This window comes from Erwinia sp. 198 (assembly GCF_003937915.1).
Lineage (GTDB): Bacteria > Pseudomonadota > Gammaproteobacteria > Enterobacterales > Enterobacteriaceae > Erwinia > Erwinia aeris.
In genome coordinates this window covers 85985-100454 of sequence record NZ_RHUM01000007.1, presented here as the reverse complement: position 1 = coordinate 100454, position 14470 = coordinate 85985, and the positions used below count along the sequence as shown (strand labels likewise).

The following is a 14470-nucleotide window of genomic DNA, read 5'->3' as shown; positions in this document are numbered from 1 at the left end:
AGACATCCACCTATCACAGAGGAAACTTTATTTTAACAGAGTATCTTTATACCAAAACAGGGCGGAAAGAAAAGCGCGCTTTTACGGCGTTTATTTTCAAAGAGGTAGGTTAAGATAAGAAAAACACAGGAGATTATCGTTATTACCAGGAAAATTCCTGGCAATTTTTATCGTAAAAAACCCGCCCAGGCGGGCTTTTATAGCCTTTATTTTTTCGCCTGCCGTGCCGCCAGCGTGGTAAACCATGGCGCGACGAAATCGGTTGATTCGCCCCAGCCAGGGATAAGCTTATTCAGCGTGGCGACATTTACCGCCTGTCCTGCCAGCTGCTCCTGGGTGATAGCCGATGCCCTGAACTGATAAGTCGCGGGCGTTGCTTCGCCTGCCAGCTTGTTCGCTATCAGTCGCATATTTACCGCGCCGATCAGCTTGCTGTCTACCGCGACCGTCTGCTTCCATGGGCTATTTTTCTCTCGCATCAGCTGGAGATCCTGATTAGAGGCATCGATGCTGTAGAGTTTAATCTCGGTCCGGCCGTTCTCCTGGAGCGCTTTATAAGCGCCCTGAGCAAAAGCGTCCCAGGCTCCCCAAATCGCGTCAATTTTGCCTTTAGGGTATTTAGCCAGGATCGCACCCACCTTGTTGGCGGTATCGCCCTGCACGTCAGAAGAAACCGCGCCGATAGATTCCAGCTGATGGATGCCCGGATTGGCCTTCAGCACTTTTTCATACACCACCTGACGGCGCTCCATGGCCGGAAAGCCCGCGACCCACAGCTTGACGATATTGGCTTTGCCGCCGCTGTCTTTGACCAGACGATCGAGCGAAAGCTGCGCCAGCGACGCGTCATCCTGCGCGGTCACGGTCACGCCCGCTATCGGCTGATTAACCGGCGTGTCGAACACCGACACTTTAATGCCCGCATCGGCAATACGTTTTACCAGCGCCGTTGCGTAGGGATCTTTGCCGTGCGAAAGAATGATGCCGTCATACTTCTGGCTGATGGCCTGCTCCACAAAATCCTGAAAGCGGGCGTCGTCACCGTTGCTCAGAAAGGCGCTGACCTTAAAGCCCAGCTGACGCCCCTGTTGAATAGCGCCCGCGACAAACTGAGTGGTGTTGTCGTCAGATCCCAGATTGCGGATCACCGCCACGCGAATGAGGCCGTCATGGCTGGCGATAGCGGCTGGCACCGCAGCCGTATCGGCAAAGGCGCTGGTGCTGGCCAGCAGGCCGATGGCCAGCAGTGAAAGCGTTAATTTTTTCATCGTTATCCTTACGCCTGGCGGCGCTGAATGTAAGTGATTGCCAGCGCGGCCGCCAGCACCAGACCTTTGATAATATCCATGGCGTAATAAGGCACGGAAAGCATGACCAGACCATTTTGCAGCACGCCGAGGATCACCGCGCCCAGCAGCGTGCCCAGCGCATTCGGTTTGCCGGAGCCGGCCAGCGACAGGCCGATCCACGCTGCCGCAACGGCATCCATCAGATAGCCGCCGCCAGCATTCACCTGCGACGAACCAATGCGCGAAGCCAGCAGAATTCCGCCCAGTCCCGCCAGCAGCGAGGCGAGCACGTAAGCCAGTACGCGATAGCGATTCGTGCAGATGCCGGAAAGCCGCGCTGCTTCCGGGTTGCCGCCGATGGCATACATGCGGCGGCCATGCTTTGTCAGCGACAGGCCAAGCTGCGCCACCACGGTGACCACCAGCATGATGATAACGATGGTTGGTACCTGCCCCAGTAGCGAAAACTCCGGCGGGACGATCCCTTCGGCCATCTCGCCGCTCGGCATCACCATATTCTCCGTGACGGAGCCGCCAAAGCTCCAGGTCATCGCCACACCCTGCACAATAAACAGGCTCGCCAGCGTAGCCAGCATATCGGGAATTTTCAGCACCACGATCAGAAAGGCGTTAAACAGCCCGACCAGCGTGCAGAGCAGCAGCGTCAGCGTTATCGCGGCCGTCGGGCCAAAGCCGTACCAGACAAACAGCGAAATAACCAGCGAGTTTGCCAACGATGCAGTAGAGCCAACGGAGAGATCGAAGCCGCCGATAGTCAGCGAGATTGAGACGCCCACGGCAATCACCGTCACAATGGCGATAGCGCGCAGAATATTGATGATATTGGCAGGCTCCAGAAAGCTGTCCGAGGCCAGGCCGAAAGCGGCGATCAGCGCCGCCACCGTTAACAACATTCCCCATTTATAGAGGAATTCAAACAGCTGGTGACGCAGCGCAGGCGTCGCTTTCAGGGAAAGTTCTTTGCTGCTCACGCAGGGGTTCCTCCGGTGGAATAAAGTAAAAGCGTTTCTTCATCGGCCTGACGCGCATCCATCTCCGCCACGATTTTGCCGTCCCACAGTACGCAGATGCGGTCGCATAGCCCTACCAGTTCGGCAAACTCGCCCGAGGCGTAAATAATTCCTTTCCCCTGACGGGCCAGCGCATCAATTAGCGTGAAGAGATCGGTTTTGGCCTTGATATCAACGCCCTTGGTTGGCTCATCAAAAATCAGCACGTCAGCGTCGTTGCGCAGCCATTTGCCGATAGCCACTTTCTGCTGATTGCCGCCGGAAAGACGGCGCAGGGATTGTTCCGGACCGGGGGTGCGCACGCCCAGCTGGTGAATAATTTCTTCGGCCCAGCGCCAGGCCTGCCGGTGGCCAAAAAGCCCCCAGCGGGAAAAGCTGGTGTCCGCGCTGATACTGAGGTTCATCGCCACCGACTCGTCGATAAAAATGCCCTCTTTGCGGCGCTCCTCCGGTATCAGCGCCATGCCGTTCGCTACGGCAGCGGAAGGCGAAGTGGGCCGCCACGGTTTGCCATGCAGCTCGCCCCGCCCAATGCGGCTTTTGCTGGCGCCGAACAGTGCCTTGCACAGCTCCGTTTTTCCCGCGCCCGCCAGGCCAGCGATACCCAGGATCTCTCCCTTGCGTAGCGTCAAAGAGATATTGTGCAGCAGCGCATCGTCGTGCAGCGCCTCGACATGCAGCAGCGCTGCGCCGTTGCTGGCCGGACGACGCGGCGGATAGATATCCGCCAGCTGGTGGCCCAGCATTTTTTCCACGATTTGCTCGCCGCTCAGCGCGCTTATCGGCAGGGTTTCAATCAGGCGGCCGTCGCGCAGCACCGTAAGCCGATCGCAAATCGCGCGCAGTTCGTGGATACGGTGAGAGATAAACACCACGCCGATACCGCTTTTTTGCAGGCGGCGAACCACCGCAAACAGGCGTTCGCTTTCATGCCGATCCAGCGGCGCGGTGGGTTCATCCAGGATCAAAAAGCGGCAGTGATGGGAGAGCGCGCGGGCCAGCAGGATTTGCTGCTTCTCCGCCAGGGTGCAGCGATCGACGCGGCGATTGACGTCAATATCCACCTCCAGCTGCGCCAGCAGTGCGCGAGCCTGGCGACGGATAGCACGCCAGCGATAAATTTGTCCGCCTTCGGCAAGGCGATCCAGCATGATATTTTCCGCCACGCTGAGCGTGGAAACCAGCGCTACGTCAACTTCCTGCTGCACCAGATGAATGCCCAGCTTCTTTGCGTCACGCGGAGAACGAATCGATACCGGCTCGCCATCCAGCAGGATGTCGCCGCTGTAATGCTCATGGGCACCCGACAGCACGGCCATCAGCGTTGATTTACCTGCGCCGTTAGCTCCGGTCAGCGCATGCACACTGTGGCCGTCAAGGCGAAAATCGACGTCGGTCAGCGCGGCAAAGCCGCCAAAATCGATGGCGATCTGCCGCATTTCAAGATGGTTTACTGCGGTCATAACGAGCGCTCTCTGAGGGGTAAGCTGCCTTATTTTTTAATGGATTATCACGGCAGGCAACGAACGAAAGGAGATAAGCTAACACGAAATGTTATTAGCCATCCAGACGCCCAGACATTTAAGCGGTTAAAACCAGCGACATCCTGTTACGCAGCATGAACAGAGGTAATCGGAAGATTAAACAGGGTTTTGCTCGGTCAGGACGGCGAGGAAAAGCGCAGAAAAGCAAAAGGTGAAACAAAAAACCGTTATAACAGCGCTTTTCTGGCGCTGCTTCGGTTCGCGGCCTTCACAACAGGCTGTTGTTGGCGCTATAACAAGCACGTCTCCGTGGCGAAATAATCACCGCATCACAATCGCCGCCAGGATTTCAAAGCGTTAATTTGTTTTCGGCAAAAAAATACCCCGCTAAGCTGGCGCCAGCAGGGTATTTATCAGGCGTTTAGTCGACAAACGCCTGTCGTTTCCGTTCGGAACGGAGCTTATTTAGCCGCAGCGAAATTCTCTGCCGCCACGTCCCAGTTAACCACATCCCAAAACGCTTTGATGTAGTCAGGGCGTTTGTTCTGGTATTTCAGGTAGTAAGCGTGTTCCCATACGTCCAGGCCCACGATTGGGGTACCGGAAGCGCCAGCGATCGCTTCGCCCATCAGCGGGTTGTCCTGGTTAGCGGTAGATACCACGGCCAGCTTGCCATCTTTCTTAACCAGCCACGCCCAGCCGGAGCCGAAACGGGTAGCGGCCGCTTTTTCAAACGCCTCTTTGAAAGCTTCCACGCTACCGAAATCTTTTTCGATAGCCGCTTTCAGCTCGCCGCCCAGCGTGGTGCCGGTTTTCAGGCCTTTCCAGAAAAAGCTGTGGTTAGCGTGGCCGCCCGCGTTGTTGCGCAGTACGGTTTTCTTATCGGCAGGCACCTGATCCAGTTTGGTGATCAGCTCTTCTACCGGCAGGTCAGCGAACTCAGTGCCTTCCAACGCGGCGTTCGCGTTGTTCACGTAAGTCTGGTGATGTTTAGTATGATGGATCTCCATCGTCTGCTTGTCGAAATGCGGTTCCAGTGCGTCGTATGCGTAAGGCAGGGATGGCAGTGAATAACTCATGTTCATCATCTCCATTGGTTTTTTGGCAGCACGTCCCGATGGAGTGCCGCGTAAGCAGTCGGATCATTATAGTTAAATTAATGATCTGGAAAAGGGTTATCAATGCCCCGGTCTTTATAAGGTTATTATAGACAGCATGCCGATGAAAGGCGTAGAACCTTATTGAGGGTCTACAGAGTAAAATGGTCTAAGCCGTTCACGCCTGGCAAAACAGAGCCGCATCGGCCCTAAGGCCACGGCAATAAAAGAAAGTACCTGAACAAAAAGGAGAAGCACAGGAGTGAAAAGAAAGGACTATTTAAGCTGGACGGGTATCTTTTGCGGCTCTGCAGCGCTACTGCTTGTATGGGTTAGCTTTATGGCCGGGCCGTTTTCTCCCCGGGCTACGCTGGAAGGTATGCTTGCTATCAAGGCCGTGGCGATTAAACAGGCAACCTTCGCCGCGCTACAGGGAAAAGAGCTGATACCTGCGGCACGGCATTGGGATATCGACAGAATAATCAATATGGTTATCGCCGTACTGTCTGCCGCCGCTATCATCTGTGGCGTTATTGGCGGCGTACTCAGCGAAAACCGATACGCCGCAGGCGCGGCGATACTCCCCGGGATAAGCGTAGTCGCTTTCCAGTTTGCGTTGCTGATGGCAGGCGGGCTATTGTTGGCGCTGTTATTCTTCAGCCTCGCCCACGGCATTTTTACCTGATTTCAGGCAGGCAAAATGTTCATTTCGCTTTTCCCCCGCAGAACAAGCCAGGATTTATATTTTCTCCGTGCTGGCACGAAGCTGTAGCGTTACCGGCAGCTCGTTCCAGACCGGCGGATCTTCTCCCTGTAGCGCAGCCAACAGCCGCTTACCGGCCAGCCTGCCCATTTCTCCGTAGGGCAGCGTAACCGTGGTTAGCGGCGGCGAGCAGACGGCGGAAAGCTGCCCGCCACCGATACTGGCTATCGCCAGCTGGCTGGGCACCGCAACCCCCGCCGCGTGACAGGCCATCATCGCGCCACAGGCTACCTCTTCCGTCGTGCAGATCAGCACGTCGATTTCGGGCCAGGTGAGCTGAATATCCGCCAGCAGCGCGTGGCCAGCGGCAAAGCCGGGCGGTAAAGGCGACGTTACGACGCGATGCGGCGACAGATTATGCGCCAGCATCCCGCTGTGCCAGCCGTTCAGCAGCTGGCTGAACAGCGTGTTGCTGGTTTGCGTGCAGAGCAGCCCGGGATGACGAAACCCTTTCTCCACCAGCGCCTGTACCAGCAGCCGTACCGCTTTGGCATAGTCGACGCCCACGCTGATGCCTGCCGAATCATGATGCACGCCGCCAATATCGATCACCGGCAGGCCGGAGTTGCCCAGCAGTCGGTGCGCCGCCGCCACGTTATCAAAGTTAAAATGCACCATTGCCGCGGGATTGTAAGAGAGCAGCATTTCGATCGGCTCGTTCTCGCCCGCCGTAGAATGGTTGGCCTCTGCCAGCATCAGATTGTATCCCTCAGGCCTCAGTATCGCCTGTAACGCTTCCGACACCGCCGCGCAGCCTGGCGTAACGAAAGAAGGCACCACCATCGTGATTAGCTTTGAGGAAGCCGACGCCAGATTGCGCGCCTGTACGTTAGGTACGTAGCCCAGTTCAGCTATCGCCGCCTCGATCCTTTCACGAATATCGGAAGAGACTTTTTCCGGCATCCGCAGCGCGCGTGATGCGGTCATCGTACTGACGCCAACCAGACGGGCGACATCGGCCAGCGTACTTTTCCCGGTACTGCGCCGCCGTTTTTCTGCCATGCATTCTCCTGCAGCCAGCTGTTTCAACTGGACGCAGCTTAAAACCAAAAGCCCGGTCGCGCCACGTTAAAAGCGATCCTTCACCTTGTTATGCGAGGCGGCGCAGAAAGGTTTGAGGCGGCGCTCATCCCTGTTTCCCTTTGGGCCAGGCGGCATAAGGCGCCGTTAGTCATACTGCGCGAGCAGCAAAAATGTTAGCGATAACACATATTTTAACATTGCCGATGTTAGCGCTAACTTTTGCGACAACAATCACGGAAAAGCGTACAGAAAACCGCCTAAAGTGCAGGCAAACCCTTACCGGAGAGCGAACATGCTGTCGAACTGGCTTCAACCTGAAAATATTCAGCTGACCGAAAGCGTCGGCCACTGGCAGGAAGCGATCCGCCAGGCTGCCGCGCCGCTGCTGGCGCAGCAGGCCATCACGCCGGACTATCTGGAGGCAATTTTCCGTTCCCATGCTCAGCTTGGCCCTTACTACGTGCTGGCGCCCGGCCTCGCCATGCCGCATGCGCGCCCTGAAGAAGGCGTGCTGAAAAACGGGCTTTCTCTGCTGCGTATTAATCAGGGAGTCAGCTTCGACAGTGCCGAAAACGATCCCGTATACGTGGTGATCCTGCTGAGCGCCGTCTCCGGCGAAGAGCACATCAGAATGATCGGCGAACTGGCCGATTTGTTCAGCGACGACTTCCGTCTACAGCAGCTGCTGTCGGCAACCACGCTGCCGGCCCTTGCGGCCGCCGTCAGCGATCCCTCTCTGGAGAAAACCTCATGAAAAAAGTGCTGATTGTGTGTGGCAATGGCCTGGGCAGCAGCTTTATTGTCGAAATGAACGTAAAAAAAATTCTGGCGGAGTTGGGAAAGACGGCGGAGGTCAGCCATACGGATTTAACAACCGCGCGCTCGGAACCGGCAGATTTAATTTTGAGCGCTCAGGATATCGCCGATCGGCTTGCCGATCATGAGGCGCAGGTATTCGGCCTCAGCAACCTGCTCGATAACGCCAGAATTAAAGAGATCCTGGCCGGGCACTTATAAACACGCGGCTACTCAAACGCACGGAGTCGTTTATGCTTCAGTTTATTATTAAGGACGTTCTTGGAACGCCAGCGATTTTGGTCGGCCTTTTTTCACTGATCGGCTTATTGCTGCAAAAGAAAGTTTTTTCAGAAGTCATTTCCGGCACGCTGAAAACCATTATGGGCTTTTTGATCCTTATTGCCGGCGCTAATCTGATCGCGACAACGCTGACGATATTCAGCCAGCTGTTTGAGCACTCTTTTAATATTCAGGGCGTGGTGCCCAACACCGATGCGATGGCCGCGCTGGCGCAGAAAAACTACGGCACGGCCACGGCGATGATTATGGTGTTTGGGATGCTGATTAATATTCTGCTGGCACGCATTACGCCGCTGAAGTATATCTTTTTGACCGGCCACCATACGCTTTATATGTCTGCGATGCTGGCGGTGATCCTGTCGGTCGGCGGCTTCAGTGGTTTCTGGCTGGTGGCGACCGGCTCGCTAATTTTGGGCGCAATGATGGTGATCAGTCCGGCGATCCTGCAGCCCTTTACCCGCAAGATTACGCGTTCCGATGATTTGGCGCTGGGCCACTTTGGCTCGACCGGCTACCTGCTGGCCGCGCTGGTCGGCAGGGTTGTGGGCAAAGGCAGTCCTTCCACTGAAGAGCTGAAGGTGCCGAAGACGCTGAATTTCCTGCGCGACTCATCGGTAGCGATTTCGCTTACCATGATGATCCTGTTTGTGGCGCTGGTGCTGGTGGCCGGCAAAACCTTTACCGAAAGCCAGGTCAGCGGCGGTCAGAACTTCCTGGTTTTTGCCGTTATCCAGTCCATTACGTTTGCCGCAGGCGTTTATATCATTCTGGCTGGCGTGCGGATGGTCATAGCCGAAATCGTTCCGGCTTTTAAAGGCATAGCCGACAAGCTGGTGAAGGACGCTAAACCGGCGCTGGACTGCCCGACGGTGTTCCCCTTCGCGCCCAACGCGGTAATTATCGGATTTCTTTGCAGTTTCGCCGCCGGTTTGATCAGCATGTTCCTCTGCCCGCTGTTCGGCCTCAGCGTGATTGTACCGGGCCTGGTGCCGCATTTCTTCTGCGGCGCGACGGCCGGCGTCTATGGCAACATTACCGGCGGCCGCCGTGGTGCGATGATCGGCGCTTTCGTCCAGGGCCTGCTGATCTCTTTCCTGCCGGCCATTCTGCTGCCGCTGATGGGCGAGCTTGGCTTCGCTTCCACCACTTTTGGCGATGCGGATTTCGGCGTAATCGGCATTATCCTCGGCAAGCTTATCGCTCTGTTCCACTAAGGCCGCATAACAGGACAGCTCCCATGAACGCGAAATTTTCACCTTCTTTAATGTGTATGGATTTAACCCGATTCCGTGAACAAATAGAGGCGATGAATGATAAAGCCGCTTTTTATCATGTCGATATTATGGACGGCAGCTACGTAAAAAATATTACGCTGTCGCCGTTCTTTATCGAGAACCTGCGCAAGATAACCGATGTGCCGATTGATGTGCATCTGATGGTTAATCATCCGGAAGATATTATTCCAATGTGCCTGGAGGCGGGCGCGGACGTTATCAGTTTTCATCCCGAAACGGCGCATAACAAAATATTCCGCCTGCTGATGCAGATCAAAGAGGCGGGCAAACGCTGCGGCGTGGTGCTTAATCCGGCTACGCCCGCGACGGCCATTATGGAATATGCGCATCTGCTGGATAAAGTCACGGTAATGTCAGTGGATCCGGGCTTTGCCGGACAGCAATTTATTCCGCAAACGCTGGATAAAATTCGCCAGCTGATCCGGCTGCGCGAACAGCATGGCTGGCGCTACCTCACGGAAATCGACGGCTCCTGCAATGCGGCCACCTTCGGGCAAATTGCGGCTTCCGGCGTCGAGGTGTTTATCGTCGGTACTTCCGGACTGTTCAGTCTGGCAGAAGATATAAACGACGCCTGGGCGCGGATGGAAGCTAACTTTTCTCAGCAGATCGCCGCTGCCTGAAAGCGCTTTCCAGCTCGCTGAGTGGGCTGTCCTGCCGCCTGAGTGAGCTCTCCCGTCGCCTGGGTAAACTCCTTCCCTGCCGCCTGGGCCCTGTCAGCAGACGGTGCGCGGGCCGCCGCTGTGGTTAGCGGAGCACGGCCCGCAGAGAGTTATCCAGCGCGCCGACCAGCCAGTCGATATCGCCTTCCTGAAAAGCCAAAGGCGGACGCAGCTTCAGCACGTTACCGTAAGGCCCGGCCACCGAGGTCAGCACGCGGTTTTCACGCAGCTTTTCGGTGACATCCAGCGCCAGCTGTTTGTCCGGCGTTTTGCTGCCCTTGTCTTTAACCAGCTCAAAGCCAATAAACAGCCCCGCGCCGCGCACGTCACCCACGCACTCATATTTTTCTTTCAGCGTCAGCAGCTCCTTCAGCAGTTTTTCGCCCACGACGCGGCTGTGTTCCTGCAGCTGCTCTTCTTTAATCACCTGCAGCACCGCCTGCGCCGCCGCCATCGCCACCGGATTGCCGCCAAACGTATTGAAATAGGGAATATCGTCGCTGAAAGCGGCCAACACGTCGCTTTTCGCCAGCAGTGCGGATACCGGAATGCCATTGCCCATCGGCTTGCCGGTGGTAACGATATCCGGCACGACGCCATGCCGCGCAAAGCCCCAGAATGCCTCGCCGGTGCGGGCAAAACCGGGCTGCACTTCGTCGGCGATAAAGATGCCGCCGTTGTTGTGTACGACTTCAATCGCCTTTTGTAGAAAGCCTTTCGGGCCGGGCAGCACGCCATCGGAAGAGAAAATCGAGTCGGCGAGGAAGCCGGCAAATTTTATGCCGTGCGCGGCCATATCGTCGATCTGCCGCTGGATTTCGTTAGCGAACCAGTCACCCAAATCCGGCGCGGCGACGCGATAGCGATCGGGCGGCGAAACCAGGCGGGTGGTGGCGGCCAGCGGCTGGCCGGAACCTAAAGCAGGCGAAACGCCGGAGGTCAGATCGCTGGTGCCGTGATACGCCTCCTGGCTGACGATAATGCCCGTGCCGCCGCTGAAGGCCCGCGCCACGCGGATAGCCAGATCGTTCGCCTCCGAGCCGGTGCACATATACATCGCCCGATTGATTTCGCCGGGCAGCGTCGACAGCAGCGCTTCCGAATAGTCGAGAATGCGCTCATGCAGATAGCGAGTATGGGTATTAAGCTGCTGCATTTGCTGATATACCGCATTAATGACCGCAGGATGGCAGTGGCCGATGCTCGCCACGTTGTTATAGGCATCCAGATATTTTTCTCCGGCGGCATCCCATAAATATTGCCCTTCGCCCCGCACCAGATGCACCGGCTTGCGGTAAAACAGCCGGTAGGATTCACCCAGCACCCGGCTGCGTTTATCGGTAAGCTTCCGCACGTCAGCGTCCAGACCGGCGGCGTGCTCTGCGCGAAAACTGTTGGTATCCATGATGGTCGAACGTGTAGCCATGATAACTCCCGTTGCGAAAGGATGAAGGTGTGCATCCCGTCTTTTTATAATGACGACTTTTTGTCTTAATGCAACAAAATACACATATACAATAAAATACACATGCACGACGGTCATTTGTCGGTTAGGCTGATGCCCTTGTCCGGTTAAGGAACGCAATCATGCTTCAGGAATCGCGTCTGCATCGCATTCGCGCGCTGCTGGCTACGCTGGGTCATGTCAGCACCGAGCGCATTATCAAAGAGTTAGGCGTTTCACGTGAAACCGCCAGAAGAGATATCATTGAGCTGGAGGCGCTGGGCGCGGCCCGTCGCGTACACGGCGGGCTGATGTCGCTGACGGCGGAGCCGGAACCGCCGCTGACCGTGCGCAGCGAAGTCCGCGCCAGAGAAAAACGCGCTATCGCGCGCGCCGCCGCGCGGCTGTTAACGCCGGGACAGACGCTGTTTATCGACGCTGGCAGCACCACTACCATGCTGGCGGAAGAGCTATGCACCATGTCCGGGCTGACCATCGTCACCAACAGTCTGCAGGCGGCGCTAAAACTTTCCGCCGCCGAAGAGGGCGAGCAGCTGAACAACAGCATTATTTTGCTGGGTGGTGCGATGCTGGCCGGTGCACAGGAAACGCGCGGCGAGCTGACGGTGGCGGAAATTTATCGTTATCGCGCCGACGTGGCGATGCTGTCTCCGACCGGCATCGACGGCAAAAACGGTGCCAGCAGCTTTCATCCTTATGAAGCGGCCATCGCGCGCGCAATGGTGCATCAGGCAGCGCGAGCGATCCTGCTGGCCGATCACAGCAAGCTGGGCGTAAGCAGCCGGATGCAGTATGCCCGACCTGAACAGATCGCGGTGCTGATCACCGACAGCGGCGCGGCAGGCGTCCAGGCTTTCGCCGCGCTGGAAACGGCGCTGCCGCAGGTGGTGGTGGCGTAATGCCGCCGACGCCAGGAGAGCAGGCGGTCAAATTAACCGCTGCGGATGGGTATAAACCGTGGCGCGGCCCGGCTTGCTGAAGCCGACCAGCGTCAGATTGCTGCGCTGCGCCACCTCAACCGCCAGTTTGGTCGCGGCGGAAACCGCAAAGAGAATTTCCACGCCGCACATGGCGGATTTCTGCACCATCTCGTAGCTGGCGCGGCTGGAAACCAGCACCGCGCCCTGCTGCCAGCTGGCCTGCTGACTGCGCAGGCCGAGCAGCTTATCCAGCGCCACGTGGCGGCCTACGTCTTCACAGCCACCCGCCAGATTGCCGTCCGGCGTTATCCAGGCCGCCGCGTGCGTACAGCCGGTCAGCTGCCCGACCGGCTGGTAGCTTTTCAGCTGCGACAGCGCGCCGTCCAGCCGATCCAGCGAAAAGGTTTGGCTGAAAGGCAGCGGCTGCACGGGCTTACCGATTTCCGCCAGCTGCTCCACGCCGCAGACGCCGCAGCCCGTGCGGCCCGCCATCGCCCGGCGCTGCGCTTTCAGCCCCATAAAACGGCGGCTGGACAGCTCTATCTGCACCTCAAGCCCGCCGCAGGAAGGCTGAATATCAATGCCGTAAATATCGCCGGGCGAGCTGATAATCCCTTCAGACAGGGAAAAACCGATGGCGAATGCCTCGAGATCTTTCGGCGTCGCCATCATCACCACATGCGAAATGCCGTTATACACCAGCGCTACCGGCACCTCATCGGCCAGCCAGTCCTCCCGGGCCGTCTCCAGCGCACCGCGCTGCCAGACCGCAATCTGACTGACGCCGGTCATGCTCTGTTCACCCGCCTTGCTCATTTCACTCACCTGTTTTTCCCGTCGCTCAAGCCGCGCCGCTAATTTTTTCGCCTGTAATTTTGAACCCGCAGGAGGGCTACCGCAAAACAATAATCCGCGCAACGGCGTTTTCCGGCGGTAAAAAGCACAAAAAGAAACGGATAACCAATCGCTGCCAGGGCTTTGCGTTGCAACCGGCCTGGCGGCCGGCGCCAGCCGCAGATCTGAACAAGAACATGCCGTAGAGACTTCCATAGCGGCTTTTTTGCTGCGTGCAGCAAACCGTGGTGGTTAAAAAATATCCCTTAAATTGCGCTTAACAAGGAAGTTGACGAGCGCGGGCGCTATAATTTTAGCTCTGAGGGCATTTTTCAGGCCGCCGCCGACTCGCGATACGCGATACGGCGGCCCTGCTTTATCGCTAAGCTGAGCGTGACAGGGTTTGGCTACCACGCGCCATGCGGGTTTACGCCGCTTTAGAGGCGAAACAGACTCTTTGCAGACCGGGTGACCCGCTACCGGACAAAAAGTGCGGCTAATGCGCGTTCCGCCGACGATATTAGCGCGCCAGATAACAGGAATTCCTGATGACTATTCGCATAATCCCGCAGGATCCGCTGGAGAAAAGCGAAACAAAAATGGCGGAGACGATCCCGCCGTTACTTTTCCCCAGGCTGAAAAATTTGTATGCCCGCCGCGCCGCAAGACTGCGCCAGCTGGCAGAGAAAAATCCGTTGGGCGACTATTTGCGCTTTGCGGCCGTTATCGCCAGCGCGCAGGAGATAGTGCTTTACGATCATCCGCTGCGGCTGGATTTGCAGGCGCGCCTGGCGGAAGCCGCACGCATTGGCAAACCGCCGCTGGATATCCACACGCTGCCCCGCGATGCGCACTGGCAGCGTCTGCTCCATTCGCTGATCGCCGAAATGAAGCCGGAAATGTCCGGCCAGGCGCTGGCGGTACTGGAGAATCTGGAAAAAGCCTCCGCGCCGGAGCTGGAAGCCATGGCTAACGCGCTGTTCGCCAATGACTTTTCGCAAATAGCCAGCGACAAATCGCCTTTCGTCTGGGCGGCGCTCTCGCTGTACTGGGCGCAGATGGCGGCGCTGATCCCCGGCCGCGCGCGCGCCGAATATGGCGAACAGCGGCAGTTTTGTCCGGTGTGCGGCAGCGTGCCGGTCTCCGGCGTGGTGCATATGGACCAGCAGGAGGACGGCCTGCGCTATCTGCACTGCAATCTGTGCGAAAGCGAATGGCACGTGGCGCGCGCGCGATGCAGCAACTGTGAGCAAACGCAGGACCTGCATGCCTGGTCGCTGGAAGGCAATCTCGCGTCCATTAAGGCCGAAAGCTGCGGCGACTGCGGCACCTATATGAAACTGCTCTATCAGGTAAAAGATCCGGCCGTAGAAGCGGTTGCCGACGATCTCGCCTCGCTGGTGCTGGATGCGCGAATGGAGCAGGAGGGCTTTTCACGCAGCAGCCTGAATCCATTCCTGTTTCCGGGAGAATAACGTGATAAACAGGCCATTCGGTTTTGAAGGGGAA

Annotated in this window: 14 protein-coding genes; 7 read left to right on the top strand and 7 right to left on the bottom strand. The window is 57.3% G+C overall.

Annotated features, from left to right (window positions below):
* Positions 1 to 206: 206 nt before the first annotated feature.
* The 4 genes from EGK14_RS11475 to sodA all read right to left on the bottom strand — a co-directional run bounded on the left by EGK14_RS11475 (position 207) and on the right by sodA (position 4883).
* Complete coding sequence (locus tag EGK14_RS11475) at positions 207 to 1268, bottom strand: sugar ABC transporter substrate-binding protein (protein WP_125289233.1); 1062 nt, start codon at positions 1266 to 1268, stop codon at positions 207 to 209.
* A gap of 8 nt (positions 1269 to 1276) precedes the next feature.
* Positions 1277 to 2281, bottom strand: coding sequence for an ABC transporter permease (locus tag EGK14_RS11470; RefSeq protein ID WP_125289232.1), 1005 nt, complete (start codon positions 2279 to 2281; stop codon positions 1277 to 1279).
* Positions 2278 to 3783: a sugar ABC transporter ATP-binding protein gene (locus EGK14_RS11465; protein ID WP_125289231.1), complete on the bottom strand. Its 1506-nt coding sequence runs from the start codon at positions 3781 to 3783 to the stop codon at positions 2278 to 2280. The genes EGK14_RS11470 and EGK14_RS11465 overlap by 4 nt, the downstream gene beginning before the upstream one ends.
* A 482-nt stretch (positions 3784 to 4265) precedes the next feature.
* Positions 4266 to 4883: a superoxide dismutase [Mn] gene (gene sodA, locus EGK14_RS11460; protein WP_125289230.1), complete on the bottom strand. Its 618-nt coding sequence runs from the start codon at positions 4881 to 4883 to the stop codon at positions 4266 to 4268.
* 280 nt (positions 4884 to 5163) lie between these two features.
* Here sodA and EGK14_RS11455 point away from each other — a divergent pair, with 280 nt between their 5' ends.
* Positions 5164 to 5586 carry a hypothetical protein gene (locus EGK14_RS11455; protein WP_125289229.1) on the top strand — a complete coding sequence of 141 codons (423 nt, stop codon included), beginning with the start codon at positions 5164 to 5166 and terminating at the stop codon, positions 5584 to 5586.
* Between the two features lie 54 nt (positions 5587 to 5640).
* Here the strand turns inward: EGK14_RS11455 and EGK14_RS11450 are convergent, their stop codons facing one another.
* Complete coding sequence (locus EGK14_RS11450) at positions 5641 to 6666, bottom strand: LacI family DNA-binding transcriptional regulator (protein ID WP_125289228.1); 1026 nt, start codon at positions 6664 to 6666, stop codon at positions 5641 to 5643.
* A gap of 313 nt (positions 6667 to 6979) precedes the next feature.
* Here EGK14_RS11450 and EGK14_RS11445 point away from each other — a divergent pair, with 313 nt between their 5' ends.
* From EGK14_RS11445 to alsE, 4 genes are read left to right on the top strand one after another with little or no spacing between them, the layout of a single operon-like run.
* Entirely contained in the window at positions 6980 to 7441 is a 462-nt protein-coding gene (locus EGK14_RS11445) for a PTS sugar transporter subunit IIA (RefSeq protein ID WP_125289227.1), read from the top strand.
* Positions 7438 to 7704, top strand: coding sequence for a PTS sugar transporter subunit IIB (locus EGK14_RS11440; RefSeq protein ID WP_125289226.1), 267 nt, complete (start codon positions 7438 to 7440; stop codon positions 7702 to 7704). Before EGK14_RS11445 ends, EGK14_RS11440 begins: the two co-directional genes overlap by 4 nt.
* Before the next feature lie 32 nt (positions 7705 to 7736).
* Positions 7737 to 8999: a PTS ascorbate transporter subunit IIC gene (locus EGK14_RS11435; RefSeq protein WP_125289225.1), complete on the top strand. Its 1263-nt coding sequence runs from the start codon at positions 7737 to 7739 to the stop codon at positions 8997 to 8999.
* Positions 9000 to 9022: 23 nt separating this feature from the next.
* On the top strand, positions 9023 to 9703 hold the full coding sequence (alsE, locus tag EGK14_RS11430; RefSeq protein WP_125289224.1) for a D-allulose 6-phosphate 3-epimerase: 681 nt from the start codon (positions 9023 to 9025) through the stop codon (positions 9701 to 9703).
* A 124-nt stretch (positions 9704 to 9827) separates the two neighbouring features.
* On the opposite strand, the gene EGK14_RS11425 is transcribed toward alsE, so the two are convergent.
* Positions 9828 to 11168 carry an aspartate aminotransferase family protein gene (locus EGK14_RS11425; RefSeq protein WP_125289223.1) on the bottom strand — a complete coding sequence of 447 codons (1341 nt, stop codon included), beginning with the start codon at positions 11166 to 11168 and terminating at the stop codon, positions 9828 to 9830.
* A gap of 161 nt (positions 11169 to 11329) precedes the next feature.
* Here EGK14_RS11425 and EGK14_RS11420 point away from each other — a divergent pair, with 161 nt between their 5' ends.
* The gene (locus tag EGK14_RS11420; RefSeq protein ID WP_125289222.1) at positions 11330 to 12106 is read left to right on the top strand and encodes a DeoR/GlpR family DNA-binding transcription regulator; all 777 of its coding nucleotides are present in this window, start codon (positions 11330 to 11332) and stop codon (positions 12104 to 12106) included.
* 27 nt (positions 12107 to 12133) lie between these two features.
* Here EGK14_RS11420 and fdhD read toward each other — a convergent pair whose 3' ends face one another.
* Positions 12134 to 12943 (bottom strand): formate dehydrogenase accessory sulfurtransferase FdhD, encoded by an 810-nt coding sequence (fdhD, locus tag EGK14_RS11415; RefSeq protein ID WP_125289221.1) that lies wholly within the window; start codon positions 12941 to 12943, stop codon positions 12134 to 12136.
* Between the two features lie 566 nt (positions 12944 to 13509).
* On the opposite strand from fdhD, the gene fdhE reads away from it, so the two are divergent.
* Entirely contained in the window at positions 13510 to 14436 is a 927-nt protein-coding gene (gene fdhE / locus EGK14_RS11410; RefSeq protein WP_125289220.1) for a formate dehydrogenase accessory protein FdhE, read from the top strand.
* Positions 14437 to 14470 lie beyond the last annotated feature (34 nt).

Coding starts and splice junctions, on each gene's coding strand:
- EGK14_RS11475 (WP_125289233.1), bottom strand. CDS start 1,268: ATGAAAAAATTAACGCTTTCACTGCTGGCCATCGGCCTGCTGGCCAGC.
- EGK14_RS11465 (WP_125289231.1), bottom strand. CDS start 3,783: ATGACCGCAGTAAACCATCTTGAAATGCGGCAGATCGCCATCGATTTT.
- sodA (WP_125289230.1), bottom strand. CDS start 4,883: ATGAGTTATTCACTGCCATCCCTGCCTTACGCATACGACGCACTGGAA.
- EGK14_RS11450 (WP_125289228.1), bottom strand. CDS start 6,666: ATGGCAGAAAAACGGCGGCGCAGTACCGGGAAAAGTACGCTGGCCGAT.
- EGK14_RS11445 (WP_125289227.1), top strand. CDS start 6,980: ATGCTGTCGAACTGGCTTCAACCTGAAAATATTCAGCTGACCGAAAGC.
- EGK14_RS11440 (WP_125289226.1), top strand. CDS start 7,438: ATGAAAAAAGTGCTGATTGTGTGTGGCAATGGCCTGGGCAGCAGCTTT.
- EGK14_RS11435 (WP_125289225.1), top strand. CDS start 7,737: ATGCTTCAGTTTATTATTAAGGACGTTCTTGGAACGCCAGCGATTTTG.
- alsE (WP_125289224.1), top strand. CDS start 9,023: ATGAACGCGAAATTTTCACCTTCTTTAATGTGTATGGATTTAACCCGA.
- EGK14_RS11425 (WP_125289223.1), bottom strand. CDS start 11,168: ATGGCTACACGTTCGACCATCATGGATACCAACAGTTTTCGCGCAGAG.
- EGK14_RS11420 (WP_125289222.1), top strand. CDS start 11,330: ATGCTTCAGGAATCGCGTCTGCATCGCATTCGCGCGCTGCTGGCTACG.
- fdhD (WP_125289221.1), bottom strand. CDS start 12,943: ATGAGCAAGGCGGGTGAACAGAGCATGACCGGCGTCAGTCAGATTGCG.
- fdhE (WP_125289220.1), top strand. CDS start 13,510: ATGACTATTCGCATAATCCCGCAGGATCCGCTGGAGAAAAGCGAAACA.